This window comes from Amycolatopsis sp. NPDC031561 (assembly GCF_055580625.1).
In genome coordinates, this window is sequence record NZ_JBVILA010000035.1 from 14,454 (window position 1) to 40,960 (window position 26,507).

Below are 26,507 nucleotides of genomic sequence, written 5' to 3' on the forward strand. Positions count from 1 at the left end.
TTCAGCGCGCTGGGCCCGCGCTTGCACCGCCAACCTTTGTTCGGCGGACGCAGCAGGGTCGGCCGGTTTGCCATGTCTGTAAGGGATTAGGAGTAGCTGAGCCCGCCACCAAGCTCCTCGTCGGCACTGGAGGCCAAGGGGTCTCCGAGGTCCGAGAGCAGTTCCTCGTCGATGTACTCGGCCGCAGTGGCGTCATCGACGGCATCGTCGTCGAAGTCTGTCAGGGCGCCGCCGGTTGCGGCGGCGGCGTGTTCCCTGGCAGCGTTGCGTCCGATGGGCTGGTCAAGAAGGTGGGTGTACTGGCTGATCGCGTGTTCAGCGATCGTCCTGCCGTCATAGGTCAACGGGCTGCCGATCGTCACTTGCTGACGAGCGACCGGGGCGGCGACGCCGGCGGCGGTCAGCGCTTCGTACTCGCCGATGGCATTGTCTGCCTGGTATCGAACGAACTCGTTCTCGTTGTCCCGAATGCTTTCCGTCATGACCGGCTGCCCAGCTTCTGTGGCGCCAGGGCCGACCGTGACGTTATGGCGGCTCTGCTGCAACCAGTCGGGACGTAGGCTTGCCAGGCCCCGGAAGTGTTCTGGGGACCGCTCGTCTCTGGAGCGATCTCCGCGGTACTGTCGTCGGACTGGTTCAGGTGGGTGTCAGTAGCCCATCCGGTGCCCAACGTCCTCACCTCCGTCGAGGTCGTCGTCCTCATGCTCGAAGGCCTGTGTGCGTGTCTCCGTTGGCAGAGCGACGTTCAACGCGACGCTGATGTCTATCCCTGCAAGATCTGCAGTACGTGCGAGGTGTCCGGCTTCCTGCCGAAGCTGGCCGTAGGTTGAGGTGTCGGCATCTCGCTGAGCGGCCAGCACTCGCCCGAGGTCGTCAGGTACCTCAGCGAATGGCCGGACGGCGTCGATGACGGCGCCGGGGTAGGTGATTTCACCGGTCCGATTGCCAATGTCGACGGGCATGACTTCTTCACCGTATTCGTTGACACCGTTGAAGACTTGGGCGAAGTAGGTTTGCATTCCGCGGTCCCATCCCACGACGACTTCCATCTCTGGATTCGCTGTCGTGTCGTGTGGTGTGAGGGACACGCGGTTGCCCGGGTACGCCATTGTCTGTTCCTCCTCCCGCTCCTGCCAATCGCTCGTGCGATCGCATGGGCGTTAAGGTGCGCTTTCGACTCGAGGTTCTCGGCGGTCCGCAGGGCCGTTGTCCGCGCTGCCGTTTCCGGGCGTGGTGTAGCGGTCGGGTCGCGCTGGCGCGCCAGCGTCTTTGTGGCTACTTGCGCGGCAGTGCGCATGGGTCCATTCACCGGCCAGTCGCGCCGCGAATCCGGGCCGGAAGGTGTGGTGCCAGTACTGGGCGTCTTTGACATTGGCTCTGGGGCCGGTGTTGGCCGCGCGCCAGAAGTAGGCGAGTGTGGCGATCTCAGCCAGGAGGCCCGGATGGCTCAGCCAGCAGTCAGGGATGGCGATCGCGCGGGAGCCGGGCAGGCCGACGTAGGTGGTGTTGTAGTACTCGACGAACAGAGCGATTCCGACCAGCGGATCGCGAGCCCCGGAAGAGTGGACGGTCCCAGGTGGTTCGAAAGGGACCCAGGGAGCTGGCCGGTTCTTTCTCTGGTCCGGGTCCGCTTCGTCCTCGGCGACGAGCTTTTGCAGTTGTAGCGCGAGATCCTTGGCCACGTCGTACTGCTGCGCGACTTGTCGCCTGAGGTCGCCTACCGCGGCCTGGAGTGCCACGATCTGCTGCTCGGGTGTGCCATCCACAGCCGGACTTCGGCGATCAGTTTGACCGCCGTGGTCGTCGTGCGGTTGTCGCTGGACGGGCTGTGAGATGTCGTCGTCGCCCATCACAAGCCACCGATGGCCGCGGCAGTCCGCAATTGTTGTGCCCGCTGGTAGGTGTAGCCGTCAGTGGTGATCTGGATATTGCCCGACCGGATGGTGTCGACGTCGGTGCTGAGCTGGTCCCAATCCGGCCGACGGGATACGTCAACAGTGCGGCCGAGGATAGGACGAAGATTGGCATGAATGATCAGAACCCGCCCCTTTTCGAGCGTTCGGATGGCGCCTGGCCGGTAGGTCAAGGCGTCTTCCGCGCCCGTGGCCGTGCGGCCTGCGCCGAGCCAGCCGTCGCTGTGTTGCTGGTAGGTCTTGCGCCGGTGGTGGCCCGCGAGAGTGGAGAGCCATTCGAGTGTCTTGTCGTCCTTGATGCTGTCGAAGGCGGTCAGGGTCAGAGTGTTGTCGATCAGCTGTCGTCGGCCGTGCTCGCCATAGAGTTCGTCGAGCTGGGAGCGGGACTGTGCGGACCAGTGGATGAGCACGCCACGTCCAGAGGTGTCGGCGAGCAGCCCGGGAAGTCGCGGGACCGGTGTTCCGTCGAAGAGCTCGTCAAAAACCATGCTGGCGGCCGGCTCCAGCCGCCTGCGATCCTGCTCAAGCGCGAGGTCCTGTCCTGTGGTGATTACCTGTTCCCCGAGCGCGGTCAGTACGGGCCGGGCTTGCGGCGCTTGATGTTCACCTGCGATGACGAACATGGACCCTTTGCGCAGCAGGAAGTCCCGGATGTCGAGCTCTTCGCCTGGAGGTGGAGTGGCGAAATCGCGGATCGCGGGGTTCATGAAAGGTTCGAGGGCGCGACGGACCGACATCCAGACCGCGTCGGAGGTCTCGGCGACCATGCCGATCTCCGAGCGGAGGTTGTAGGCGAAGTCCGGGTAGCGGGTACTGAGCAATTCGACGGGCTCGTGGTCGGCGGGTTTGGTGATCGCCCAGCTGACAAGATCAGTGACAGTCCGCTGGTGTAGGGCGGCGGCGAGCAGGTACGCCTGGAGGACGATCGAGGCGCGGCCGCGGAAGACCTTGTCGTTGCCGCCGGTCTCCCGGAGGTCGAGCGATGAGGCTTCGATAAGGGTTTCGGCTCGGCGCAGCGCGACGGACGGATCGTGGCAGCCGGTGATTGGTGACCAGCGCACGCGAGCAGGCCAGTTGACGGTGCCGGTCGCGTCGCACAGCAACACCGGTCCGGCGTCAGGTCGCCGTGTGCGCGCGAGCATCGCCCATTCGGCGAGGTCGGGCTTGGTGGTGGAGGCGTAAAGGGCACCAGGTGCTGCAAGCACCTTGTGGATGAGGTCGGTGCGGCTTTTCCCAGAGCGCGTTGGCGCGATGACCCCGGTCGGGTTTTCCAGAGAAGTCACGAGCAACTGGTGATTCGGTCCCCGGTGGAGCGGGACGGCGACCTCCATGAGGTCTACGGCTTTGGATTCCTTCTTGGTGAGGTCGCCGCGAGTCCAGGTGGCCGTGACGCGGGCACGGCGCGGTGACAGGGTCTTGCGCATGTCCCTGCGGGTGGCGTGACCGGGTTTTACCGGCCGCCAGCGTCGTCGCCCGACCACGGCGAGCGTCACGACGACCGCCGCGATCAGTGCTACGAGCAGCGCGGTGACCGACCAGAAGACGGTGGTGTGGTCGTCGAGGGCCGAGGCCCACGGTTCTCGCAGGTACGTGCCAGGACTGGCAGGGGCCGCGATGATGCGGCCGACGTTCGGGAGCCACGCCGGGAGCGGTGGCCAGGACCAGCCGTTACCAGTGACGCCGCACGTCGCGGCCGCGGCTGTGTTGATCGCGGCTGCGAGCGCGAGGATGAGTGTGAGCGCGGCGATGATCAGGCCCATGAGGGCTGCGTCGCGGTCCATGCCGCTGACGCGGGCCGGGTTGTTGCCCATCTGGCGGTCTCCCTCCCGAGTTCGGGGAGGGCGTGCTGGGGTCCGTGACGCGGCGGATCATCACGATCTTTCCGCTCCAGGCGGACAGCGGTTCGAGGATCACGCCGGTGCTGGAGTCATAGGCGTTCACGATCAGGCCATACCCGGCATACATGCCGACATGGCGCGGATTGGTTGGTGTCCCAAGAGATCCGGGAATGAACAGCAGGTCACCAGGCATGAGTTGGTTCAGGCCACCGACAGCGTGTCCGGCGCGAACTTGGCTGACCGTTCCGGCTGGAATCGCGACCCCGGCGGTGGCCCACGCGGCGAGCATGAGCCCGGAGCAATCGAATCCGTCGGGACCTTTTCCGCCCCATATATAGGGTTTCCCCAGTTGAGCGAGGGCGTAGGTGACCGCTGCGCGCTGCCGGGGATCGGCCGGGTATTGGTAGCCGGCGGGCAGTTTGATCCGGTCTACCTCGTTCGGGCTGATCGGGGTATTCGAGCCGCCGTCATCGACGCAGCCTGCGGGCAGATCCGTTATCTCAGCTGGCTGTCGACCAGGCGCGGCCGGTGGCGCGATACCGGTCCATACCGCAGCCGTGATGCGCGCCGCCTCGGGTTCACGAGGCGCGTATCGATCCGGGAAGCCGGAGCGTTGGACCCGTTGCTGTGCTTGCCCTGGTGGCAGGGTGTCCCAGCCGGGGATGGCGACCAGCCGGTCGAGGAACGCGTTCGTGGCGTAGACCGGGTTGAGGATCTGTGCCGGTGTGCCCCAGCCCTGCGAAGGGCGTTGTTGGAAGACTCCGAGGGAGTCTCGGTCTCCGTAGGAGAGATTGGCCAGTTTGGATTCCACTAGCCCGGTCGAGATGGCCAGGACCGCTGCTTTGCGGGGCAGGCCGCGTTGCCGGACGACGGTGACGATCGTCCGAGCGATATCCAGTTGTTCGGCGGACGGCGCAGGAGTCGGGTCTTTGACGATCCGGCCGATGCCGGTCTTTGGTGGCTCGCAGATCTGTCCCTCCCCGCCTCCCGCGGCGATCAGCACGAATCCGAGCGCGGCGATCGGCGCCAGGATCTGGATAACGATCGCGGTAATTGTGATGGCGATGAGGCCGCTGCGGGGGGTGTCCATCGCGGTCACCGGTGTGTGCGGGAGAAAGAGCGGAGCTGGGCGTTGGTGTCGAAATGGTGTCGTTCGACGGCGCTCAGCACAGTCTGCACTTTGCGGCCGGTTTGATTTTCTGTCTTCCAAAGCGCGCGTCCGCGGCGGTGGTTGGCCCACCCGGAGATCGCATGCTGTTCTTTTTCCGCGAGGGAGAGCGCGTCACCGAGCTCAGACGCGACCCGCGTTGTCTGTCCGAACAGGACTCTCGTGCTGAACAGGCTCAGCATGTCGCGAGCGATCGATGCCGCCTGCGACCCGGCGTCTCCGACTGTCAGGAAGTCCGCGGGCTTGTGAACAAGTGCGATCTGGATGATCTTGTGCTTGCGGGAGAGGCGCAGTTCGCTGTCGAAGGACATCAGCGCGCGGGCTCCGAGGCGCATCTGGCGCCATACCTCGTCGCGGACGACGATGCGGATCTCACCGTCGTCCTGAAGGTCGGTGGCGATGGCCGACCACGACCCGAGACAGGTCAGGGCGACAGCCACGGCTTTGTCTCCGCGGCTGTCTAACCGGGACAGATCCATCGATTGCGCGGGTGCATCCCAGTCGAGTGTGATGTTGGTCGGTGCGTCGAACATGCCGGCGAGCGGCCCGGAAGCCAGATTCTTCAGCGCGTCGGTGATGTGGCGCAGGTGGTCGAGGAACTGTCGACGATCCGCGAACCTGTTCTCGCGCCAGAGTTCATCAGGCGGGTCGGCCAGCGCGCGGTGTACGTCGGGGATGGTGATCGGGCGAAGCCGGGTATTGGCATCTGCGGCGCCGACGGCGTGGTGTAGCACGGCGGACAGGACCGCTTCGTCGGTCACGGTGGCGGCGTACCCTTGGGCTTCAGCGAGCGCGGTGAGCAGTTGTACCCAGCGGCCGAGAATCCAAGTGAGTTCACTGCGCTGCCGCCTCGCGGTCCAGGTGTCCCAGTGTGCCGCGAGCGGGCCGAGGTCGAGGGCATTCACACGGGCCGGGCTGCCTGGCCCGAGCACGATCGGCGTCGCGCCCAGCGCCTTCAGGACTGGCGTGTACTCGCCCTTCACGTCACCACTGATCAAGGTCCTGACACCGAAAGGCATCATGCGCAACAGGAACGCGACGACAGTGGAACTCTTCCCCGTCCCCGGCTCGCCGAACACGACGACGTTCGGATTCGTGCAGGTGCCGGCGAGGACGGCTTCGACGGGATGAAAGTAGAAGGCTCCGCCGGCAGTGACGTCGTAGCCGATCCGCGCCCCAACCGCGGGCATCGGACTGGAGGCCAGGAGCGGAAACACGCCACCGACTTCGTGTGTGCTGGCCTGATAGACCGCTAGGGGAGCAGGCACCGGTGACCACCCGTGACCTGGGCGGCGACGACCACGACGCGGCGCGTTCGCCCGGTTGACCACCTCACGACGTTGCGTTCGCTCCCGGTCGGGCTTCCTCACGTCGGGAGGTGCGCCGAAGGTAGACAGCAGGTCACGCACGGACCGTTCGCGGGCTACTTGATCGCGGGTCACCATCCACCTCCGCGCAGCCGGGGAAGCCCGATGCCGAGCGGAAGGACCGTCGCGACGAAGCCCGCGTCTTGTGCCAGCTCCATGCGCAGCAGGCGAAATCGGCCTGCGATGGCGCTTTCTAGGCGGGCCGCGTGGTCTTCGACCGGCCAGGTCGAAGGAACCGTGACCGCGGTCACCACCGCGAACCTGACCATGCCGTGGCCGGACGCGATCGCGTCCTCCTGAACGCTGGCACGCCGGGCTTCATGTCGATCTTCGGCACTAGCGGCAAACCCTTTGCTGGCCTTCCAATCCCGCATGACGCGTGTCCGGAACCGGGTCCCCTGGACGGCGCGATGTGCGCGGCCAGCGGGCATGATCTCGTAGTGCACAGCCAAGCTGCGGCGCTCACCTGGGGTTTTCACGGCCAACAGAGAGCTGAGCGAACCGAAGACTGTGCCCCGGTGTGGCATCAGCACCGCGTACGAGACAGTGGAGAAGCCGTCATGGTGGTAGGCCCGCGCAGATGGCGCGGGCGCGTGGGTCGGTCCGGCGGCCGCCCACGGTAGCGGCGCGCAGCCGTGTTCCTCCCGGTTGCGGCTCGCGTTGAGCATCGCCGCCGTGGCCGGGTTGAACCCGGTACGTATCGCTTCGGCCAAGTGACCACCCGACAACCATTGGACACCGTGGGCACCGAGAGCGCGGAACCGTTCGTCGAGGCTGTCCAGGACCCGATAGAGCACGACCGCACGGCCATTGGCACCGCCTCCGGCAGCGATGGCGGGACGACGCAGGGTGTCTTCGCGTCCGCTGATCGTCACGAAGATCTCGTGCCGTACCGAGGGTAGGCCGATAGTGCGGTCCAGCTCCCTGGTCGTCTCGGCCGCGAGTGGTGGCGCCGGAGAGATCTCGTTGCGAGCCCGCCAAGCGCGGTAATCGGTGCCGTCGTCGGGAACGGTCCGCACCAGCAGCGACATCCGATCGATGACCTCACGCTGCCCAAGTGCTTCCAGCAGGTTCCCCAACCGCGCCGCCAGCAGCTCGCATTCGTTGTCCGACAGCATTCCCACTCCGGCGTGGGAGAGACGTGCAGTCGCACCCCACCGTCCTTCGCCGGTGTCGTGGATCAGACAGACACGTCCCTGGTCACGCAACGGTGGACCGTCTGGGAAGCACACCCGGGCCAACGCCCCGGGCAAGTCGGGCTCGTCGGGGTCGACCTGCCCGATGGCGGCGCGGGTTTGCCAGCGTGTCCAGCCCAAGGCCGCGCCGACCTGGAACAGCAGTAGGTGCGCGAACCAGCGCGCAGCGGTCCGGCCGCGTAGAGGCACGGCCACCAGCGCTGCGAGCGGGCAGCTGACGCATGAGATGATCAAAGCTTTGGTGATCTCACCTGCGGACAACGTGATCACCACCGGCACGGCGAGCGCAACGCACGTCAGCGCCTGCACTGGCGTGAGCCCGAGGATCCAGCCGTCGTGCTCGCGGCGCGAAAGCCCCCGGTACACACGGCTAGTCATTCGAGCACCTTCCCCGCGTTCGGGTCGCCGTCCTCGTCGTCGGCGTCCTCGACCGCACCCTGGATGGCGGATGCGGCAGATGCCTCCGGGAGCACTCCGGCGGCCACGTCTGCAGCCTCGGACTCCGCGAGTTCCGTTTCGGTCGCGGATCCGGCACCCGGCTCGATGGTCTCGCCGGCCTCGCGGATCGGATCAGGCATCGATGGCGAATCGCTGCGTCCGGCGGCGGTCGCACTTTCCTCAGGCCGGCTTCTGTCGCCGTTGCCGTCGCCGTCGCTGTCGCTGTCCCCGTCGCTCACCTCCGGCGTAGCGCCATCGGGTTCGTCAGACGGGCCGGGGATGGTGTCGTCCGAGGACGAGTCGAAGCGGTCGGTGTTCGCCGACTCCGAGTCGTCGGCAGCGTCGGCGTCATCGCCCTCGCCAGCACCACCGAACAGGTTCTTCTTCGCTGCGTTATAGGCAGATTTCGCGGCTTTGCCGCCGGGACTGTCGGAACCGTAGGAGTCCATCCCGGCATCAGAGAACGCTCCGCGAACAGCCGCCCCGGCTTCCGTGTTGGGGTCGATGAAGGCGAACAGCTTGAACAGCACAAGGGGTACCCACACAGCCATCCAGAGAATCGCGACACCGGCGAGAAGGCCCGAAAGCCCCTGTGCCTCACCGGTTGCCCCGATGCCGATCACCAGCACGACGGCGACGCCCGGTTTGACGAAGACGATCGCCAGCACCCATCGCATACCGCGCCAGAACCACACGGCGGTCGTGTTCGCGACGAGGCCAGCCGCGAGGATAGGTACGGTAGCCGTCAACAAATAGGTGGCGGTTTCACGAAAGACCATTTCCATCGTGAAGCCCAGCACCGCCGGTGCGAGACCGAAGATCGCGGTCAGCCCCAACACGACAGCCTTCACCGAGTCGGTCCCGGCGTCGACCAGCCCCATCACCTTCACGGCGTCACTGAAGTTTCCCACGTGCAGGACGTTCAGAATCCCCTTCGTGACCCCGTCCGCCGCGGCCAAGAGCCCGGCGATAGCGCCGACAGTCACCGCCAGCGCGGCCCCGTATTGGACAGGCCCGGACATGACGCGGGTGAATCCGCGGCCCCCTCGTAAGACGGATACGGTGATCTGCCAGAAGAACAGTCCGATCGCGATGACACCCCCGATCCACAGCATCATCGGCCACAGCACACCGACAGGTCCGTCGGCAGTCGATACCGTGAACGTCGAGAACTGGTCGACCAACAGGAACGCCTCGCGCAGCAGCCACAGCGACGCGATCCAGATCGCTTGCATGGCTACTTCGAAGACGGTGGAGGCCAGACCGGCGACCAAGCCTCCGGCGGTCTGGCCCAGCCAGACGAAGATGTCCTCCGGGGTCATCGCGGAACACCGCCCAGGCTGCGGTAGCCAGCCTGCACGGATTCAGCACTTCCCGGCCAAGCATTCGACGCCATCGCGGCCTGGATTCCGGTGCTGACCCGCCATACCTCCCCAGTCCAGCGCAACGCCTGGCAGTCACCGACGCCCAGTGACGTCGACTGTCCCTTGTAGTCGAAAGTGAGAACGCCGAGGACACAGACCACGGCGTATCGCCCCTGGTCGGTAGTTCCCTTGACCTGCCCGTGCGTCACGTCGTAGTGGACCGTCAACCCGGGCTTCGCCTCTCCGGGCGCGATTCCGGCGCGCATGCGGAAGGTTTTCAGCAGGGTGTGCAGTCCCGTCCGGTCGACGGCCGGCGCCCCGGGTAACGCGATGTCGGCGTAGGCCCGGTCGTAGACGGCGGGGTCTCCTCCCCGCAGGCCGACCTCATCCGCTGCTTTCAGCTGGGCAAGTGCCCCCTCGGCGGTTCCGGGGAACCCGCTGGGAATCCACACACCGGCGGTGTTCCCCGGCTCCGGGATCCGCAGTTCCGGTCCGGCCTGCGGACTCAGCGGATGGGGCTGTGCAGCTTCGCCGGGCAGCCGCAGCATCGGGCGCAGCGCCAGCTTCTTTTGCGCTACAACGTCCCAGCCGGGCTCCGGAGTCGGTTCAGGTTCCAGCGTCGTAACTTTTCCCGCCGCAGGCGGATATCCGGGCCCCGCTTCGACCGGCGGTGACGTGGATGTTGTACCGGAGTTCGAGATGACCAGCACGGCGGCAAGCCCCACTGCGACCAGCACGATGAGCGCCAGGGCGAGTATCGTCATCCGGGCACGCCGGGGGCGACGAACAGCGTCGGGGGTGAACATATCGCTCATCCCTTGGAGAAGCCGTCGATCAGCGAATAGCCGATCCCGTACAGGATGGCTCCGCCGATGGCGCAGAGCATCATGACCAGGCCTACCTTGCCCGCGCGGTGGTGGTCGACCCAGCGGCCGCCGGCCCAGACGGTGAGTCCGATGAAGAACGCCGCCATCAAGGCGATCCCCGCGGCCCACTTGACGTTGTTGAGAAGGCCAAGGATCGCTGGGGCACCCGGTGGCGGTACCGGAACGGGGTTCGGCAGCGGTACGGGGCTAGGTGGTGGAGTCGGTTGCTGGGGCAGCCATTCCAGGATGGTGTGGGCGATCATGAGCGCGCCCTCCCTTTTCACGGGCCTGGTCCTTCGGACCGGGCGTACGGAGCCGGGAGGGCTTGTCGGTGGATAGCAGTTCGAGCCGACGCAGCATCGGGAGCACAGCGGCACGGACTCGGGAAGGAGTGACCTCGGCGGTCACACCGTGAGCGGCCAGTTCGGGATCGGGCCGCAGGAAGATGGCGCTGTCGAGTAACTTCTGTACACGGATTCCGGCGGTGGCCGTGACGGTGGCGGGCCACCGCCGGGCCCCCACCACCACGAGTTGTGCAGTGGGCACGGTGGCGCCGAGACGAATCCAGGCTTCGAATCGCGCGAGGACTTGTTCGGCGTGGGCCAGTGACGGTGCGCTCGGCCGCACTGCGAGAATCGGTATAGGGACAGGTTTTCCGGCGCGCAGCCACGCTCCCGCCCCCGCGAGCGGGTGTGCGCCGACTCGCCAGGGGTCGTGTCCGATGTCGACTACCGTGACGTCGATCTTGCGCGGGCCCGGACGCCAAAAACGCGGAGCGGGAAACATTCCCGGTGCCAGTATTGGCAGAGTTGTTTCCGCCCGTGCCAGAAGCGCCTGGGCACGCCAGGAGTACCGGATTCGGATTGCCGGGTGGGGACCTGGCACCTGTGGGCCATCGACTGCGGAGGCACGCCCCAGGCCGGACCGGTTCGGGTCGGCGGTGTCGATCATCAGCACGGACCGGCCGGCCAGTTGCAACGCGTCGGCGACGGCTGCGGTGGTGACGCTGGCTCCGGCGCCGGGTGATGCGGCGAGCACGGGCACCACGCGTCCGAAATCTGTCCAGTCGACAGGGCCACCAGTCGGTTGCCTGTCCTGCCAGACGGACGCGGCTACCGCGCGGGCGGTCGCCTCGGCGACCGAGGCACTCTGACCGACGCCGAGGGCTAATCGCGAGGGGTCCACGCCGATCCGCCCGGCTGCGAGGCCACGGGCCAGGATCTCAGCGTCGACGGCTGCCTGAAGATCGGAGGGGCTCAAAGCCGCTTCGTTGGACCGGGCGGCGGATGGCCTCGACTGCGGCACCTGTCGGCTCACGTTCGGCCTCCTCTCCATCTGGGATCTGCCGACATCCCGGGAGGGTTGTCGGCGACAAGATCCGGTGGAGAGTGACCGGTTCCGCATGGGGGATCGCCCAGGCGGGCTACTTTCACGAGCTGACGCGTGTCGTCGGTACGGGAGCCGACGGGACGACGCCCTGGTCGACGCCGGAACGACGAACATCAGAGCAGGTCAGATCGTCCTACTTTGTTGACTATTATGCCTCAACAGTATGCGATCGGTCGATAATGTCAACTAAAGTGAGCGTTTGAGGCAGTTGGACAGTCCGGCGAACGATCGCTTGAGTACGATGCACGACGGGCCGAAAGGGGGACGTCGATGGTCGACGACACGCAGGAAACGAGTGCCGGAGGATCCGATGATCATGCCCCCAAGGAGCGTGCCGGGTCACCCGTGCCGCTGCGCACCCCGGCCGCGCAGGTCGCGCTGACGAGCACGTTGCTGGCGCTGGACACCCTCGGGGAGCGCCTGTCGTATCTGATCGACAACGAGTCCTTCTACTACGTATGGCGTGGCGAACTGGTCTTCGACCCCGAGACGATCAGCAAGGGTCCGCGTGGCCTGAAGCAGAAGAGGATGTATGCCCCGAAGATCGGGGCATGGGTCCATGACCGGACCGGTGAGAGCTTCAGCAAGACGATGATCTACAACTACGCCTACGGAAAATCGAAGAACCTGCGCGCTCCGATTGCGCTTGCCCTGGCCGACTTCTGGCGTATCGATGCTCGCCTGCTGGACCCTTCTGTGCCAGCCAGTCAACTCGAGGACTTGCTGGATGACCCCGACGGGCTCAACGATCTGGACCGGCGGACCCTTGAGCTGATGAACAAGGTCGGTTTCACTGGCGTCCGACCCCGCGAGGTCCAGTCGCTGGGCCAGGACAATATCGTGCAACGAATGGCGTTCCTCGAGATCCTGCATGCCATTGACCGCAGCCGATCGTCCCCGCCAGACGAACACTGATCAGCCACCGGCCTCGTGACCGGAACCACCACGTCGGAGTGGCAGACAACCTCACTGGTGACACCTCCCGAGATTGGCGCGGGCGCACACCCGCTCCACGATCTCGGTGACCGCATCATCGGTCCATGCCTGCGCAACCTCGGCGATCCAGTTGAATTCTCGCTGTTCGTCCGCCAACAACAGGGCGGGCTGCGGCGCGGGGTCGGCGCTCTGCTTTACCACCGTCGCGTCGATTCCGTTCTCGAACGCGGCCAAGGCAGTCCGCAATTCGGCCGCGGCCGTCACGCGCGCCGCTCGCCTCGCACTCAGCCGTCGTTCCCCGATCACAGTGGCGACAACGTGCTGCGCTGCCGGATCAACGTAGCTTCGCAGTATCAGCCAAGCGTCGAAGACCTGCACGACCTGCCTGCGGAAATCGAGTTCGTCCCGTCCGTCACACAATCCTGACTGCGACCAGACCGGGCGGAGTCGCTCCCAGAGTCCCTTAATCGCCTGGGTACGCGCTCTTGCCCTGGACTCCTCGATCCAGCGAACCGCGGCCGCGAACCCCGACCCCGCCGCGAACAGGACAGTTCCGCAGGCTTCGGCAAGGAGCGTGAAGTCGGGGTACCGAACAACCTGTTCAGCGCGGACGAGAGTTTCGAGCAGGGTGAACGCCTTCCACACCAGGCCAATGAGCCCCACACTCATGCCCACGACGGCGAGACCTATCCCGACGCGAACCACGGCATCGGTGCCACGCGAGATTCGCCAAGCCCCCCGGATGAACGCCACAATCCACGAGATCATGAACCCGAGGTAGATCATCGTGAACGCCAGCGACGCCGGCTGTCGGCCGGTGGCACCGAACCGTGGATCGGCAGCCCCGAACAACACGAACAACGTGCCGAGGGCAATGGCACACACCATGAACAAGGCAACGGTCGTCCGTACCCGGACCGTCGTCATGATCACAGTGCGCAGGAACCCCGCCATGCAGACCATGGCAGCCATGGCCATAAGGCAGTGGATCAGATAAGCGAAATGCTGTGTGCCCGTGTGCAGGTCACTCCAGCGGACCGTGGCCGGAGCGCCCGCCACGAGTGAGACGCTGGCGAACAGCAGCCCAAACGCGAGGTAGTCGCGGCTGAGCGCAGCGGGCATCCGTCGATCCGCGACCAGCTTGCGAACGCATTCGCTGAGCGCGACCAGAGCCGCGACGTAGACCGCTGCGCTATCCAGGTCAGACACCGTACTGGTATCGGTGGGCACGGGAGCCGAACGCCGCGAGCACCTGCCGACAAGAGCCACGCATCCGGTGCCGTCGCTCGACCAGCCGTACCCGGGCCGCGAAGCGGTAGGCGAACTCCTCAGCTTCTATCTCCTCCCAGGACTGCTGCCGACCACCAGGCCCACGCTGGGCGCGCGAGCATTGGTGTCCCAACAGGAGATGGCCGAGCTCGTGAGCGAAGATGTGCAGAACGTGCGCCAGCGGGGTTCCGCGCACAACGAACAGATAGTCCATTTCCCGGGTGGTCACGAGCATGCCGCTGGGTGTCGCTCCCGTGGCGTTCATCCGCCACAACGTCAGCGGCGTCTTCCGTTCCGCGCTCAACTCCCCCAGGAAGGCCGTCACTTCGAACTCTGGGCGGATCGGCAACGTCTCGATCAGCTCGTCGCAACGCCGCCTGAGCTCTCTCCGGCTGGTCCCGAAAACCATGATGTCCCCTCTCCCCGCTACGCCTCGTAGCCCGCGCCCGTGTCCGGTAACGGACATATTTGAGACCCATACCCGCGCCGAAACCGGCGCCACTATGACGACATGGGCCGCCTACCGAGTGTTTGTCAGTCTGTTGAAAACCAACAGAGCTGGATAGGGCCTGTCGTTGCCGATCATGCGGGGACAGCGCTGACCTGCGAAGATGCTCTCGACTGCCTGGCGATGGGTGTTGCCTCTTTCTGTGGGACAGCGCCGACTCTGGCAGGGTCTGCCCGAGGGATCTTGGGAGGAACACACGGGTGAAAGGCACGAAACTGCGTGGGGTCGTCGCCGTGGTGGCGACGGTGGTAGCGGTGCAGCTAACGGCCTGTAGTGCAGGTAGCGACAAGCCTGCCCCGGTCGGTGCGGTTCCGAAAGTGGCGATCGTCCTGGGCGGAAGCGCCCAGGACCGCGGCTTCAATCAGGTCGCGGCAGATGCCGCACGCGAACTTCAGAAACGCGGCGAGATCAGCGTTCAGCTCTCGGAGAACGTCACCAATGCCGAGGCTGAGACCAAGGTGCGGCAGTACGCGACCTCAGGCTACGACCTAGTCATTGGGTGGGGTCTTGGGTTCTCTGACACGGTTTTCAAAGTGGCTAAGCAGGTGCCTAACGCGCGAATGGTCGCCACTGGCGGGGCAGACATTCTAGATAAGGCGACCGCGTCTGTCGAGACGTGGACCTACGACGCGCTGCAACTCGGCTACCTGATGGGGTACATCGCCGGTTCGACCCAGCTTTCCCCGGTCGGTGTCGTCGACGGCGAGCAGGTCCCGTTTCTCCAGGCTCAATGGCACGGCTTCGGCCAAGGCCTTAACGCCGCGAATCCTTCGGTGCGCCAGCTTCCGCCTGTTTACACCGGCAGTTTCGAAGATGCCCAGCGAGCCAGTCAGGCCGCGAGCGCGCAGATCGCGGCCGGCGCGAAGCTTGTCGCGACCAACGCCGAGGGATACAGCGCAGGCGTCGCGTCCGCGGCACAAACCGCCGGTATCGCGACCATCGGCCTGGCGGCGTCGACCAGTGCCGCTGCGGCATCGGTAAACATCGGCCGGGTGAAGACCGACATGCTGCCGATCCTGAGCCAGTGGGCGGGGCGGCTCAAGGACGGCACGTTCGGTAACAAGGGCACAACCTCGACGATCTCGAACGGATCACTCGTGCCTTCTGACCTCAACAAGGTGGCTGCCGCGCCGGGAATGCCCGCGGATCTCGACAAGCGGATCGCCGAACTGGCGGAACGCCTGCGAGCGGGCGCGGTGACCATCACGCCCTGGCAGCCGGGTCGATGACCGCGGCGCCGCTGCTGGCGCTGCGCTCGGTCTCCAAACGGTTTCCCGCGGTCCAGGCGCTCGACACCGTCGATCTGGCCTTGCACGGCGGGCAGATTCACGCGTTGCTCGGTCAGAACGGCGCAGGAAAGAGCACCGCAGGCAAGATCCTGGCCGGACTGGACGCGCCTGACGAAGGGCATATTGAGGTCGCCGGTTCACCAGTCTGCTTCGGCGGACGCGGTGACGCGATCGCGTACGGAATCGGGATTATCCCGCAGGCCGACAGTCTCATCGACGACCTCACGCTCGTCGAGACCCTGGCTCTGAGCCAGCCCCATCGCGTCGTACGACGTCGCGCGCTCACAGCGAAACTGCGATCCGTCGCCTCGCGGGCCGGCGTTCCGATCGCTCTGGACACTCCGGCGCGGCATCTCAGCCGGGGCGAACGCCAGCTCGGGGAACTGGTGATCGCGCTGGCGCAGGACGCTCGTGTTCTGCTGCTCGACGAACCCACGTCCGCTCTCGGACCGCGCGAGGTCGAGGAGTTGTTCGGGCACCTACGCGCAGTCGCCAATACGGGGGTGGCGGTCCTGCTCATCACCCACCACCTCGCCGACGTGCGCCAGGTCGCGGACACCGCGACCGTGCTCGCGCATGGCCGGGTGGTCCACACCGGTCCGGTGTCCAACGTCGACGACGGGTCGTTGGCGCACGCCATCATCGGCAATGAGCAGGCGCCAGCACCTCCCGTCCCCCGTACTCGTGAACTCGGCGAGGAGGTCCTGGTGCTGTCTGGCGTCACCGCAACATGCGGCGACCCGGTCCCGGTCCGCGACATCAGCCTTCAGGTGCGAACGGGGGAAGTCGTCTGCGTTGTCGGTGTCGCCGGCAACGGCCAGCGCGCACTGGCCGAGGTCGCGGCGGGGCATATCGCCCCGTCTGCCGGTACGGTGTCCAGCGGGCACCGAGTGGCATACGTGCCTGAGCGTCGGCTCGACGCGCTGCTGCCGGGGCGCGCCTCATGGTGGTCGGCGATGGTGACGCGTCTGCGCGAACCGGCGTTTACCCGCCGGGGCGCGCTCGACACGACCGCTCTCGAACGGGCCGCTGGAGCCTTGCTAGATCGGCACGACGTGCGCCCCCGGGACCCGCGAGTCGCTGTAACGGCGCTGTCGGGCGGCAACCAGCAGAAGCTTGTGGTCGGTCGCGAACTCGGTAGCGATCCGGATGTCGCAGTCCTGCACGGACCGGCCCAAGGCCTGGACCTGCTGGCGACCCGAGCCATCTACGCCGAGATCAAGCGAGCGGCCGACACCGGAACAGCCGTCCTGGTGATCTCCTCGGATCTTGACGAGGCCCGTCAGGTCGCGGATCGCATCGTCGTGCTGTCCAAGGGCCGGGTCCTCGCTGACGTCCCCGCCGGCGAGCTCGACGACACGGTGGTGTGGCGCCTGACGTCCGGTCTGCCTGCTGCCGACGCCGCTCCGGACGGCCCCGCCGAGGAAGATGCCGGGTGACAGCCTTGCTGCGACGCGAACATCTGATCGGCACCGCGGTCGCTGCCGTGGGCTTCGCCCTGGTCGTCGTCCTCGTCCTCGCCTCCGGTGGCGATCCTGCGGACGCCGTCATCGGCTGGTTCGACGGCGCGTTCGGGCTGCCGTACAACGCCTCGCAGACCGTGACATCCGCGATTCCGCTTGTCGTGATCGCGCTCGGGGCGGCGGTGCCGCTGCGGGCCGGTGTCGTCGTGGTCGGCGCAGAGGGTCAGATGATCGTCGGTGCGATAACCGCGGCAGCGGTTCTGTTGTCCCTGGGCGAATCGTTGCCACCCTGGCTCGCGCTGCCACTCGGCGCGGTGGCTGGTGCTGGCGGAGGCGCGGCATGGTCACTGCTGCCCGGCCTCGCGCTGCTGCGGTGGCGGATATCGGAGATCTTGACGGCGCTACTGGCCACGTTCATCGCAGTACAACTGCTGGCGTATCTGCTGCGAACCCACTTGCGGGATCCTGCCGGGTCCGCGACCGCGCGAAGCGCCAATCTTCCCGAGACCGCGCTCATTCCGTGGCTGCCTGTGCCCGGCAGGGTCAGCGCCGCGGTGTTCGGCGTACTGGTTCTGCTCGTCGTGGCGATCTGGTGGCATCGCGGCCGCAGCGCCGTTCTGCTCGAGATCTTCGGTGAGCGCCACTGGCTCGCCGAACGCACGGGTGTCACACCGGCGCGAGCACTTCTGGGAACGACTGTCGTGTCTGGCGCGGCGGCCGGGCTGGCTGGCTGGTACCAGCTCGCCGCCGTCGACGAAAGACTCACACCCACGGTGGCCGGCGGGGTCGGGTTCGGAGGCCTGATCGTCGCGGTACTGGGCGGGTGCCGCCCCATACCGATCGTCGTGGCCGGTGTCGTTTACGCGGCCATCGCCACCGGAGCAGGCGGTATCCAGGTCCGTACTGGGATCCCCTCGGCGATCGGTACTGTCGCTCAAGCTGTCCTGCTCGGCGCGGCGGTACTCGCGATCGCCCTCGTCCAGCGAGCCACAGCCCGCCGGACCGCAGCGGCCGATGCGGCCGCCGGCCGTGGTGGTCACGATGTCTGAATTCGTGGTCCTAGTGCTGATCGGTGCCATCAGCTCGGCGACGCCGCTGATCCTTGCGGGGCTAGGCGAGGCGGTACTGGAGCGCTCCGGCGCCGGAATTGGCCTCGGCCTGGAAGGCACAATCGTGTGCGGGGCGCTGGCCGGGGTACTCAGTTCCGAGCTGGCCGGTCCCTGGGCAGGACTCGGCGCGGGTGTCCTAAGTGGTTTCGTACTCGGCGCCCTGTACGCGACTGGGCTGGCGTGCGGCGCGGACGGGGTCCTGGTGGGGATCGCGCTGACACTGCTCGGTACGGGTCTCAGCACCTACGTTTCCCAGGTCGCCGACCCCGCCGACAAGACCGCGCTGAGCGTGCCGACACTGCCGACCATCTCTCTACCGGGCCTGGCCAAGCTCCCGGTGCTCGGGCCGCTGTTCACCGGCACGAGCGTCTCGGCCTACCTCGCGATCGCCGCGACCGTGGCCGTGTGGTGGATGTTGCGCTCCAGCAGGCTCGGCCTGCGGCTGCGTGCTGTCGGCGACAATCCCGACTCCGCGGCCATCCTCGGGATCTCCGCGCGAAGGCATCGCACCACGGCGGCGCTGATCGCAGGCGGAAGCGGCGGGCTCGCGGGCGCGGTGTTGTCCCTCTCGTCGATCGGCACGTTCGCCCCAATGATGTCCGCCGGACGTGGTTTCATCGTGCTCGCCGTCGTCATCCTCGCGCGCCGTCATCCGATCGGGGTCGCCGCGACGGCCATGTTGATCGGTGTCTTCGACAGCCTCGCCCTGCTCGCGCAAACCCGATCGCTCGGATTGCCGGTCGAGGCGTATCAGCTGCTGCCGTGGATCGCGGCGATCGCGCTACTCATCGTCGATGGACGGCGCAGATCACGACGTGCCCACCACCTCCCACCACAAAAGGAGCCGACGTGACCACCGCAACCCACCATCCGTTCGCGCCACCAGCGCCCGAACAACACTGGGTCACCACCGCCGAACGGCTCGCACGCGAGTTTGCCAAGAGCGCGGCCGAACGAGACCGGACGGCAGACCTGCCGCTAGAAAACCTGCGCTCCCTGCACGACGCCGGCATCGACGCCGCACTCATCCCCACCACCCACGGCGGGGAAGGACTCAGCTACCGCAGCTACGGTGCGATCGTCCGCGCGCTGAGCGCCGCGTGCCCGTCGACCGCGTGCATCTGGGTTATGCACATCGGCGCCGCGGTCGGCCTCATCGAGATGTCCACACCGGACACCGCCAGGTTCTGGGCCGACAAACTCGCTAGCGGCGCGCGGTTCGCCAACGCGCTGTCCGAACCGAGCAGCGGGAACTTGTTCCTCCAGCCCCTCCAGCACGCCGAACCCACCGACGGCGGGTATCGGCTGTCGGGCGCGAAACGCTTCTCCTCGGGATGCGAGGTCGCCCACCACTTCCTGATCAACGCGCTCGTCGACAGCCAGCCCGCGTTCTTCGGCCTCGACACTGACCCCTCGACCATGAGCTTCGTGCCGATCTGGGACACCCTGGGCCTGCGCGCGAGCCGCTCGCAGCTCATCGAGTTCGCCGGCACCCTGCTCCCCGAAGATCGCCGTTGCCCGCCCTCGACCGGGCCGCGGCCCAACCACATCCGCGCCGGTCTCGCGTTCCTGTCGCTCGGGGTCGCGGACGCGGCGCTCACCGCGCTCACCGCTCACGCGCGCGCCCGCACGATCCCGACCACAGGCGAGGCGCTGGCGAAGATGCAGTGGGTGCGTTTCGCCGTCGGAGACGGCGCCTCCCGACTCGAGGCCGTCGCGATGTACGCCCAGCACATGACCTGGCTCGCCGACCAGAACGACCCCGGCTTCCTGCCCGCGACCATGCACGCCAAACTCCGGGCCAACGCCATCGCCCGGGACGCAGCGGACCTCGGAATCCGCGTCGGCGGCGCCTCCGGCTACACCCGCGGCGACATCGAACGAGCCTTCCGCGACGCCCAAGCCGGATGGCTCATGGCCTACTCCGGCGAGATATGCCAGGAAACCATCGGCGCAGGCATCCTCTCCCCCACCCCGCAGGACGGTCACCATGGCTAAAACACGCCCTTACATGAAGTTCAACGCATTCACGATGATCACACCGTCACACCATGGACCCGGGCTCGCGTTCGAACCCGGCAGCCAGCAGTTGGACTACCACCAGCCGCAACCCTGGATCGACCTCGCCGTCCTGCTCGAGAAGGGATACTTCGACACGATCTTCTTCGCCGATGTCCTGGCACCGTACGAGGTGTTCCGCAGAAGCCCAGACGCGACCATCGCCGAGGGAATGCAGTTCCCCACAGGGGATCCCTCCGTCCTGATCCCGCTGCTTGCCCACTACACCGAGCACCTCGGGTTCGTTTTCACCTCGAACGTCCTCCAGGCCCACCCCTATGAGTTCGCCCGCCGCGTGTCCACACTGGACCACCTCACCGGCGGCCGGGTGGGCTGGAACATCGTCACCTCATTTCTTCCAGGCGCCGGACGGAATCTCGGATTCGGGGGGCTGCCCGAGCACGCCGAACGATACCGTCGCGCCGAGGAGTACACCGCGGCCGTGTACAAACTCTGGGAGCACAGCTGGGAAAACGACGCCGCCATCCGCAACACCGCGACCCGTACCTTCGCCGATCCTGCGAAAGTCCACGCCGTCAAACATCACGGCGAGTTCTACGAACTCGATGGCCCACATCTATGTGAACCATCCCCACAACGCACCCCGCTGCTGTTCCAGGCCGGGATGTCACCCACTGGCAGAGCCTTCGCGGGCCGGCACGCCGAAGGGCTGTTCATCAGCGCCCTCGACCCCGACGCCGCCGCGCCCGTCGTCGCCGACGTTCGCCAAGCGACTATCGACGCTGGACGCGACCCGCGCAACGTGAAGATCTTTGTCCCGCAGTCCTACCTGCTCGCCGGTACCGAGCAGGAGGCTCGCCGCCGCGACGCGGAGCTTCTCGAACGGCAGACCATCGAAGGGAACGCTGCCAGGATGGCAGTGTTCGAAAACCACGACTGGGGAACCGAAGACCTCGCCGCGAAAGCCGGAGACCTCCGGCACCGCGACGTATCCGCTCCCGTGAGGAAGCTACTCGACTGGTCCAGCCGCGATGACTGGACACTCGGCGAACTGCTTCTCCGCTGGGGAAACCGCCGGATTGTCGGGACACCTGAGCAAATCGCCGACAACATCGAACGCTGGCACAACGCCGGTGTCGACGGCATCAACCTTGAATACGTCACCTCGCCTGGGTCTTTCCAGGAGTTCATCGAGCATGTGGTCCCGATTTTGCAGAGTCGCGGTCTCATGCAAGACGAATACACCAACGGCACTCTCCGCGAGAAGTTCTTCGGCCACGGCCCGCGCCTTCCAGGCGAGCATCCCGCGCGAGACGGCTGAGCCCAGGAACGCTTGCTCTAGCGAGTCTCGAGGTCGGAGAGGTAGGCGGCGAAGGTATCCGCCTTATCGTCGTCGTGGCCTCGCAGGAGCGGCAATGCTTCACGCAGACACGCCACCGCCGCCTGGGCATCGCCGAGTCGGTTGAGGACGTGTGCCTTACATCCGAGCGCATCCGCCCGTCCCCATCTGTCCGCGGTTGCGGCATACGCTGCCTGAGCATCGACACACGCACGCAACGCTCGCATGAGGTTCCCGGAAGCCAGATAGGTCTGGACGAGCGGCAGCAGTGCTACTGCGACACCGTGCTGGTCGTCGACAGCGGCGAACATTTCCACGGCCCTCTCGCCGTGTTCGATCGCCAGGTCGGGCAGAGCGAGGTCGCGGTACACGCTGCCGAGCGCGATGTTCCCCATGGCCTCGCCGATGCGCGTTCCGGCTCTAGTGAACGTGTCAAGAGCACTCCGCGTGAGCGCGAAGGCTTCGGCCAGGTCGCCTGCTGTGTGTGCGCTGTTTCCCAAGCCCAGCAAGGCGAATCCGAGCGTGCGGCTCGGACCGCGCGGGCTTGCGGTGCGTACCGCGCGCACATCGAGGTCATGGGCGTCGTCGAGCCGGCCACCCCGCCGGTACCCCTCGGCCAACTTTTCCTGCGCCTCGGCAAGCCGGGCAGTGTCGCCGTCCTTTTCCGCAGCTTCGACGGCGAGTTCCATCAGCGTGATCCACAGCTCAGTCGGGCGGCTGTGGACCAGGTAGTCGAACAGGTCGATCGTCATCCGCCACGTCTCGAAGAAGAGGCCGTGATCGATGCCGAGTCGTGCGACGGCGGGCAGGCTGGGCAGTTCCACCGAGCACCAGGCAAACGCTGAGGTAAAGCTGTCGAAAGTCAGCGGGGTCACGTTCTGCGGCGTCGGGGAAAGGGGGACGTGGTGGTCACGCATCGGTGTCAGCGCCCACGATGCCGCGTTCGCGGTGTGGTGAAACCAGGCCACCAGCCGCACGATCGCGTCGCGCCGCTCTGCTTCGGGCTGTAGGTCGGCTTGCTCGGCGGCATAGACGCGGAGGAGGTCGTGGAAGTGGAAGCTGTCCGCTGTGACCTGGTGCAGCAGGTGGGCCTGGGCCAGGTCGTCCAGCAGCCGAAGGCCCTTGTCGACGGTCACGCCCGCGAGCGCCGCTGCCGCCTGGGCGGTGACCCAGGGGCGTGGATACAAGCTGAGCAGGCGGAACATGCGCCCCGTCTCTGCTCGCAATGTTCGATAAGACCATTCGAACGCGCCGCGGACACCGGCGGATTCGTCGATGTCGAGCAGTTGCAGGCGCCGCTCGACGTCAGTCAGCGCGGCGACGTGCTCACTGATACTGATGTCGGGATCAGCGGCGATGCGTTCCGCAGCGACCAGGATCGCTAGCGGCAGCGACGCGCACATGTCCACCAGTTGTGCCAGGGCGTCGGGTTCGGCGTCGACGCGTTCGTCGGCGATGATGTCCGCCGCGAGCGCGCACCCCTCGTTGTCGGTGAGAGTGTCGAGCCGGATGGTGCGGGCGGCGTGGTTGATCACCAGCCCGGAGAGTTCCGTGCGGCTGGTAACCACGACGGTCGTGCCCGCAAGGCTTCCCAGCAGGCCCACGACTTGTTGGGAGTCGCGGGCGTTGTCCAGCAGGACCAGCACTTGTTGCTCACGGCGGCGAAGGTGCTCACGAAGAACGGCTTCTCTCTGGTACTCGGATGCCGGTACGTCGTCGCGCTCGATACCGAGACCGCGGAGCAGATCCGCAAGGACCTCAGCGTGGGTCGCTGGGTTGCCGGAGGTGTATCCGCCCAGGGCCGCGTAGAGCACGAGGTCGAACCGGGCGTACATGCCGTGGGCCCAGTGCAGCGCGAGCGCGCTCTTGCCGACGCCTGGCAGGCCGCCGATGACGATCACCGTCGGCAGCTCGGGGTCGAGCGGTTGAGAGCTGAGCCTGCTCAGCTGCGTCAGTTCGGATTCCCGCCCGACGAAATACGGTGGGCTGACAGGCAAATGGCCGGAGGGTTCCGCTCGTGCCGGACCTGCGAGGATCTCCAACGTGCCGCCTGCGCTGAGGGCTTCGTCGAGAAGGCGGCTCGCGTCGACACTCGGCGGCTTTCCCTTCTCGATACGGGAAATCGCACTTTTGCTGACCGGTTTCCCGGCGAGATCGTCGAGTTCGGCTGGCGTCAGGTCTGCGCTCTCGGGACGCACGCGCAGTTCGGCGATGCGGGCATCAACGATGTCACGGGTCCGGTTTTCGAGATCCCGGACTCTTAGTCCGCGGCGGGTTCGGAGTTCGAAGAGCCTCTGACCGTACTGCTCCGCCGCGGACGGGTAGGAAGTCGGCACGCCGGAGCCGGGCTCGTCCTGGTCGGTGAAAGAGTCCCGATTGCGGCAGATCATGTCAGGCCACCGGCAGAGTCGCATGCCTTGATCGCTCGTCGCAGCTGATCGGCCTTGACCTCGTCTAGGGTCTCGACCAGCTTCAGGGCGGCTGTCAGCACATCGATGGCGTCAGCACGACGCCCGCGATCCGCGAGCACCAGGCCTTTGATCTCGAGCGCGTCAGCCTCACCCCATGCGTCGCCCACCGAGTGGAAACGCTGAGCGGCTTCCTCGCTGCACGCCAGCGCTTCGTCGACTTCTCCGAAAGCGCGGCAGGTTCGAGCGAGCGGAGCCAGCGCGGAGGCGAGCCCGTGAGAATCCCCATCAGCCCGAAATCCCTCGAGCGCCAGACGACCTTGCTGCAGCGCACGGTCGCGATCGCCGGCCTCTCGCAGCGCTGTGCCCCACTCGATGCGTGCCGCGAGTTCACCGATGCGTGATCCACCGGCAACGAACGCGTCCACACCTCGACCGATCAGGTCGACTGCCGTCGCGACGTCGCCACGAACATGCGCGCTGACGCCGAGGTTCACGTAGGGCCAGCCCAGCCGGGGATAGACGGGAACGCGATCCTCAGTGAGGGCTATCGCGCGGCGGGCGAGCTCATCTGCTCGGTCGTAATCCCGCGTGCGTATGTAGGCTGCCGCGAGCTTGTCGGCCACCTCGGCCAGCCAGAGGTCCTCCTCGGCGTTCTCGGCTGAGGTCAGGGCGATCTGCATACTGCTCGTCCAGACGTGCAGCGGTCGAGCGAAAATGTGGTAGTCGATGAGGACGGTCGGCAGTCTCCAGGCTTCCCACCACATCCGCTGATCCAGCGCCAGCTGTGAGACCGGCGTGATGTTTGGAAGTTCGGCGGTGCACCAGGCGAAGGCGACGCCCGGGTTGTCGAACGTCGCGGGATGGATGCCGGGTGGAGGCGCGTCGAGCAGTTCATGGTGATCACGCAAGGGGGTCAGGGCAAGGTTGGCGGCGTGGCAACTGTGGACGTACCACCGTACAAGTCGTTCCGTCGCGGCGTGGCGTTCGGTTTCCCAGAGCGGGTCACGGATTTCCTCAGTGGCGTAGTCGCGGAGAAGGTCGTGAAATCGGTAACCGCCTTGATGTTGCTGGATGAGGTGGGCGTCTACGAGCCGGTCCAGCAGTGGGAGTGTGTCGGGTTCGGTCAGTCCGGCTATCGCGGCGGCGGCGCCTGAAGTGAATCTCGGTCCGGGATGGATTCCGAGGAGACGGAACAGCCGAGCTTCGCCTGGCCGGGCGGAAGCGATACTCCAGCTGATTGCTGTGCGCACGCCGATCCCCGCGTCGTCGCCGTCGAGCATGTGCAGCCGGCCTCGGTCCGCGAGGGCCTCGGCGTGCTGGAGCACGGTAGTCGCCGGGTCGGCTGCGATCAGGTTCCCCGCGATGGAGAGCGCGAGCGGCAGGGAAGCGCACAGGTCGACGACCCGCGCGACGGCGTCGGGCTCCCGCGCGGCGCGGTCAGGCCCGATGAGCGAGCTGATGAGGTGGACGCTGTCAGTCTCGGTCATTGGGCTGACCGGGACGTGAACCGTGCGCGCCATCTGAGCCAGTCCTCGGATGCGCGTGCGGGTGGTGATGAGAGTCAGCGTTCCGGGCGTGCCGGGCAATACCGGCTTCACCTGCGTCAAGTCGACGGCGTTGTCAAGCACGATCAACACGCGCGCGGCCCGAGTGCTGAGGCGCCCACGCAGGGAGTGCAGCCGTTCGTCGTCGGTAACCGGGATACGGCTGGCGGAGACACCGAGGCCTTTCAGCAACTCCCCGAGGATGTCTCCAGGCTTAGCCTGCTGAGTCTGGTCGCCGGTGAATCCATAGAGATCGCCCCACAGGATCACGTCGAAGGCCGCTTTCTGCGAGTTGGCCCAGTGGACGGCGAGGGAGGTCTTCCCTGCCCCCGCCGCTCCTGCGAGGACCGCTACTGCGGCAGGCGAGTCCGCGGTCATCTGGGCTACCAGGCTGTCGAGTCGCGCGCACTGCACGTCCCTGCCGACGAACGCCCCGCCGACAGGTAGCTGCGGATGAAGGTCTGACCGAATCCGGGCAACCAGGCTTTGCAAACAGTCTTCGGTACCAAAAGCTTGATCGAGAGCCTTGGCGACATCGACCGTAGGAGGCACCAGGCCGCGGATCAGCTTGCTGAGAAATCCGACGTCGAGGAAGGCGCGCCGAGACAGCTCTCGTAAGGCCCAGCCACGCTCGTCGCATAGCGACATCACCTCGGCACGGAACTTCTCGGCCAGCGTTAAATACGGCCGAGTGGCGCTTCCCGGACTCGCTACCTCTCGAATTTCGGTCACTCGATCGCCCCCCTCACTCCTCGACATTGGATCGTGCCACACGGTGACGTGCTGTCCACCGTGTTCCCGAGATGGGAACTGGTCCATTCAGGTGTATCTAGGCCGCACGACACGTCAGCTGAGTGGATCTACCTACCTCGACCCAAGCAAGCCCACTTAGTCATCTGCCTATAGGTCCAGAGTGCAGACAACTACCAAAATCGTCCTAGAAAGTTGACGATCTGGCTACTTTGTCTTACCTTGATCTCAGATCGACCACTTTTTAGCACTTTCAACGCCTGAGATTGAAGGCTTCGATGGACAGTCCGGGAGCCGCCGCCGAAGGCGGATACCACGCCCGTGGGCCGCC

The 26,507-nt window shown here is 66.3% G+C and carries 22 protein-coding genes; 7 read left to right on the top strand and 15 right to left on the bottom strand.

What is annotated here, in order from left to right; all coding sequences use genetic code 11:
• Nucleotides 1-86: 86 nt before the first annotated feature.
• The 11 genes from ACZ5IK_RS40765 to ACZ5IK_RS40815 all read right to left on the bottom strand — a co-directional run bounded on the left by ACZ5IK_RS40765 (nt 87) and on the right by ACZ5IK_RS40815 (nt 11,467).
• Nucleotides 87-482: a hypothetical protein gene (locus tag ACZ5IK_RS40765; protein ID WP_465492595.1), complete on the bottom strand. Its 396-nt coding sequence runs from the start codon at nt 480-482 to the stop codon at nt 87-89.
• 165 nt (nt 483-647) lie between these two features.
• Nucleotides 648-1,109: a hypothetical protein gene (locus ACZ5IK_RS40770; RefSeq protein ID WP_465492596.1), complete on the bottom strand. Its 462-nt coding sequence runs from the start codon at nt 1,107-1,109 to the stop codon at nt 648-650.
• 51 nt (nt 1,110-1,160) lie between these two features.
• On the bottom strand, nt 1,161-1,850 hold the full coding sequence (locus ACZ5IK_RS40775; protein WP_465492597.1) for a hypothetical protein: 690 nt from the start codon (nt 1,848-1,850) through the stop codon (nt 1,161-1,163).
• Nucleotides 1,850-3,694 (bottom strand): type IV secretory system conjugative DNA transfer family protein, encoded by a 1,845-nt coding sequence (locus ACZ5IK_RS40780; RefSeq protein WP_465492646.1) that lies wholly within the window; start codon nt 3,692-3,694, stop codon nt 1,850-1,852. Before ACZ5IK_RS40780 ends, ACZ5IK_RS40775 begins: the two co-directional genes overlap by 1 nt.
• On the bottom strand, nt 3,582-4,841 hold the full coding sequence (locus ACZ5IK_RS40785; RefSeq protein ID WP_465492598.1) for a C40 family peptidase: 1,260 nt from the start codon (nt 4,839-4,841) through the stop codon (nt 3,582-3,584). Before ACZ5IK_RS40785 ends, ACZ5IK_RS40780 begins: the two co-directional genes overlap by 113 nt.
• Nucleotides 4,842-4,846: 5 nt before the next feature.
• Nucleotides 4,847-6,364 carry an ATP-binding protein gene (locus tag ACZ5IK_RS40790; protein WP_465492599.1) on the bottom strand — a complete coding sequence of 506 codons (1,518 nt, stop codon included), beginning with the start codon at nt 6,362-6,364 and terminating at the stop codon, nt 4,847-4,849.
• Nucleotides 6,358-7,848 carry an SCO6880 family protein gene (locus ACZ5IK_RS40795; protein WP_465492600.1) on the bottom strand — a complete coding sequence of 497 codons (1,491 nt, stop codon included), beginning with the start codon at nt 7,846-7,848 and terminating at the stop codon, nt 6,358-6,360. The genes ACZ5IK_RS40790 and ACZ5IK_RS40795 overlap by 7 nt, the downstream gene beginning before the upstream one ends.
• A gap of 8 nt (nt 7,849-7,856) precedes the next feature.
• Nucleotides 7,857-9,242, bottom strand: coding sequence for a hypothetical protein (locus tag ACZ5IK_RS40800; RefSeq protein ID WP_465492601.1), 1,386 nt, complete (start codon nt 9,240-9,242; stop codon nt 7,857-7,859).
• Nucleotides 9,239-10,048 carry a hypothetical protein gene (locus ACZ5IK_RS40805; protein ID WP_465492602.1) on the bottom strand — a complete coding sequence of 270 codons (810 nt, stop codon included), beginning with the start codon at nt 10,046-10,048 and terminating at the stop codon, nt 9,239-9,241. The genes ACZ5IK_RS40800 and ACZ5IK_RS40805 overlap by 4 nt, the downstream gene beginning before the upstream one ends.
• A 47-nt stretch (nt 10,049-10,095) precedes the next feature.
• Nucleotides 10,096-10,257, bottom strand: coding sequence for a hypothetical protein (locus ACZ5IK_RS40810; RefSeq protein ID WP_020636272.1), 162 nt, complete (start codon nt 10,255-10,257; stop codon nt 10,096-10,098).
• Between the two features lie 100 nt (nt 10,258-10,357).
• On the bottom strand, nt 10,358-11,467 hold the full coding sequence (locus ACZ5IK_RS40815) for a hypothetical protein (RefSeq protein WP_465492603.1): 1,110 nt from the start codon (nt 11,465-11,467) through the stop codon (nt 10,358-10,360).
• Nucleotides 11,468-11,809: 342 nt separating this feature from the next.
• On the opposite strand from ACZ5IK_RS40815, the gene ACZ5IK_RS40820 reads away from it, so the two are divergent.
• A complete protein-coding gene (locus ACZ5IK_RS40820) occupies nt 11,810-12,454 on the top strand; it encodes a hypothetical protein (protein ID WP_465492604.1) in 645 nt (214 codons plus the stop codon).
• Nucleotides 12,455-12,505: 51 nt separating this feature from the next.
• Here the strand turns inward: ACZ5IK_RS40820 and ACZ5IK_RS40825 are convergent, their stop codons facing one another.
• Together ACZ5IK_RS40825 and ACZ5IK_RS40830 are read right to left on the bottom strand one after the other, a co-directional pair.
• On the bottom strand, nt 12,506-13,684 hold the full coding sequence (locus ACZ5IK_RS40825; RefSeq protein ID WP_465492605.1) for a DUF6545 domain-containing protein: 1,179 nt from the start codon (nt 13,682-13,684) through the stop codon (nt 12,506-12,508).
• Nucleotides 13,677-14,153, bottom strand: a complete 477-nt coding sequence (locus tag ACZ5IK_RS40830) for a hypothetical protein (RefSeq protein ID WP_465492606.1) — start codon at nt 14,151-14,153, stop codon at nt 13,677-13,679. Before ACZ5IK_RS40830 ends, ACZ5IK_RS40825 begins: the two co-directional genes overlap by 8 nt.
• A 299-nt stretch (nt 14,154-14,452) precedes the next feature.
• Between ACZ5IK_RS40830 and ACZ5IK_RS40835 the strand changes: the two genes are divergently transcribed.
• From ACZ5IK_RS40835 to ACZ5IK_RS40860, 6 genes are read left to right on the top strand one after another with little or no spacing between them, the layout of a single operon-like run.
• On the top strand, nt 14,453-15,481 hold the full coding sequence (locus ACZ5IK_RS40835) for a BMP family ABC transporter substrate-binding protein (RefSeq protein WP_465492607.1): 1,029 nt from the start codon (nt 14,453-14,455) through the stop codon (nt 15,479-15,481).
• Nucleotides 15,478-16,980, top strand: a complete 1,503-nt coding sequence (locus ACZ5IK_RS40840) for an ABC transporter ATP-binding protein (protein WP_465492608.1) — start codon at nt 15,478-15,480, stop codon at nt 16,978-16,980. Before ACZ5IK_RS40835 ends, ACZ5IK_RS40840 begins: the two co-directional genes overlap by 4 nt.
• A complete protein-coding gene (locus ACZ5IK_RS40845; protein WP_465492609.1) occupies nt 16,977-18,053 on the top strand; it encodes an ABC transporter permease in 1,077 nt (358 codons plus the stop codon). The genes ACZ5IK_RS40840 and ACZ5IK_RS40845 overlap by 4 nt, the downstream gene beginning before the upstream one ends.
• A complete protein-coding gene (locus tag ACZ5IK_RS40850) occupies nt 18,046-18,966 on the top strand; it encodes an ABC transporter permease (RefSeq protein WP_465492610.1) in 921 nt (306 codons plus the stop codon). The genes ACZ5IK_RS40845 and ACZ5IK_RS40850 overlap by 8 nt, the downstream gene beginning before the upstream one ends.
• On the top strand, nt 18,963-20,111 hold the full coding sequence (locus ACZ5IK_RS40855) for an acyl-CoA dehydrogenase family protein (protein WP_465492611.1): 1,149 nt from the start codon (nt 18,963-18,965) through the stop codon (nt 20,109-20,111). The genes ACZ5IK_RS40850 and ACZ5IK_RS40855 overlap by 4 nt, the downstream gene beginning before the upstream one ends.
• A 13-nt stretch (nt 20,112-20,124) precedes the next feature.
• Nucleotides 20,125-21,453 (top strand): NtaA/DmoA family FMN-dependent monooxygenase, encoded by a 1,329-nt coding sequence (locus ACZ5IK_RS40860; RefSeq protein ID WP_465492612.1) that lies wholly within the window; start codon nt 20,125-20,127, stop codon nt 21,451-21,453.
• 17 nt (nt 21,454-21,470) lie between these two features.
• Here ACZ5IK_RS40860 and ACZ5IK_RS40865 read toward each other — a convergent pair whose 3' ends face one another.
• Nucleotides 21,471-23,861: an NB-ARC domain-containing protein gene (locus ACZ5IK_RS40865; protein WP_465492613.1), complete on the bottom strand. Its 2,391-nt coding sequence runs from the start codon at nt 23,859-23,861 to the stop codon at nt 21,471-21,473.
• Nucleotides 23,858-26,158 (bottom strand): NB-ARC domain-containing protein, encoded by a 2,301-nt coding sequence (locus tag ACZ5IK_RS40870; RefSeq protein ID WP_465492614.1) that lies wholly within the window; start codon nt 26,156-26,158, stop codon nt 23,858-23,860. Before ACZ5IK_RS40870 ends, ACZ5IK_RS40865 begins: the two co-directional genes overlap by 4 nt.
• Between the last annotated feature and the right edge of the window lie 349 nt (nt 26,159-26,507).

Bases quoted from the DNA above. Each gene is read 5' to 3' on its own strand.
- ACZ5IK_RS40765 (WP_465492595.1), bottom strand. From the start codon at position 482: ATGACGGAAAGCATTCGGGACAACGAGAACGAGTTCGTTCGATACCAG.
- ACZ5IK_RS40770 (WP_465492596.1), bottom strand. From the start codon at position 1,109: ATGGCGTACCCGGGCAACCGCGTGTCCCTCACACCACACGACACGACA.
- ACZ5IK_RS40775 (WP_465492597.1), bottom strand. From the start codon at position 1,850: ATGGGCGACGACGACATCTCACAGCCCGTCCAGCGACAACCGCACGAC.
- ACZ5IK_RS40780 (WP_465492646.1), bottom strand. From the start codon at position 3,694: ATGGACCGCGACGCAGCCCTCATGGGCCTGATCATCGCCGCGCTCACA.
- ACZ5IK_RS40785 (WP_465492598.1), bottom strand. From the start codon at position 4,841: ATGGACACCCCCCGCAGCGGCCTCATCGCCATCACAATTACCGCGATC.
- ACZ5IK_RS40790 (WP_465492599.1), bottom strand. From the start codon at position 6,364: ATGGTGACCCGCGATCAAGTAGCCCGCGAACGGTCCGTGCGTGACCTG.
- ACZ5IK_RS40800 (WP_465492601.1), bottom strand. From the start codon at position 9,242: ATGACCCCGGAGGACATCTTCGTCTGGCTGGGCCAGACCGCCGGAGGC.
- ACZ5IK_RS40805 (WP_465492602.1), bottom strand. From the start codon at position 10,048: ATGACGATACTCGCCCTGGCGCTCATCGTGCTGGTCGCAGTGGGGCTT.
- ACZ5IK_RS40810 (WP_020636272.1), bottom strand. From the start codon at position 10,257: ATGGCGGCGTTCTTCATCGGACTCACCGTCTGGGCCGGCGGCCGCTGG.
- ACZ5IK_RS40820 (WP_465492604.1), top strand. From the start codon at position 11,810: ATGGTCGACGACACGCAGGAAACGAGTGCCGGAGGATCCGATGATCAT.
- ACZ5IK_RS40830 (WP_465492606.1), bottom strand. From the start codon at position 14,153: ATGGTTTTCGGGACCAGCCGGAGAGAGCTCAGGCGGCGTTGCGACGAG.
- ACZ5IK_RS40840 (WP_465492608.1), top strand. From the start codon at position 15,478: ATGACCGCGGCGCCGCTGCTGGCGCTGCGCTCGGTCTCCAAACGGTTT.
- ACZ5IK_RS40850 (WP_465492610.1), top strand. From the start codon at position 18,046: ATGTCTGAATTCGTGGTCCTAGTGCTGATCGGTGCCATCAGCTCGGCG.
- ACZ5IK_RS40860 (WP_465492612.1), top strand. From the start codon at position 20,125: ATGAAGTTCAACGCATTCACGATGATCACACCGTCACACCATGGACCC.
- ACZ5IK_RS40865 (WP_465492613.1), bottom strand. From the start codon at position 23,861: ATGATCTGCCGCAATCGGGACTCTTTCACCGACCAGGACGAGCCCGGC.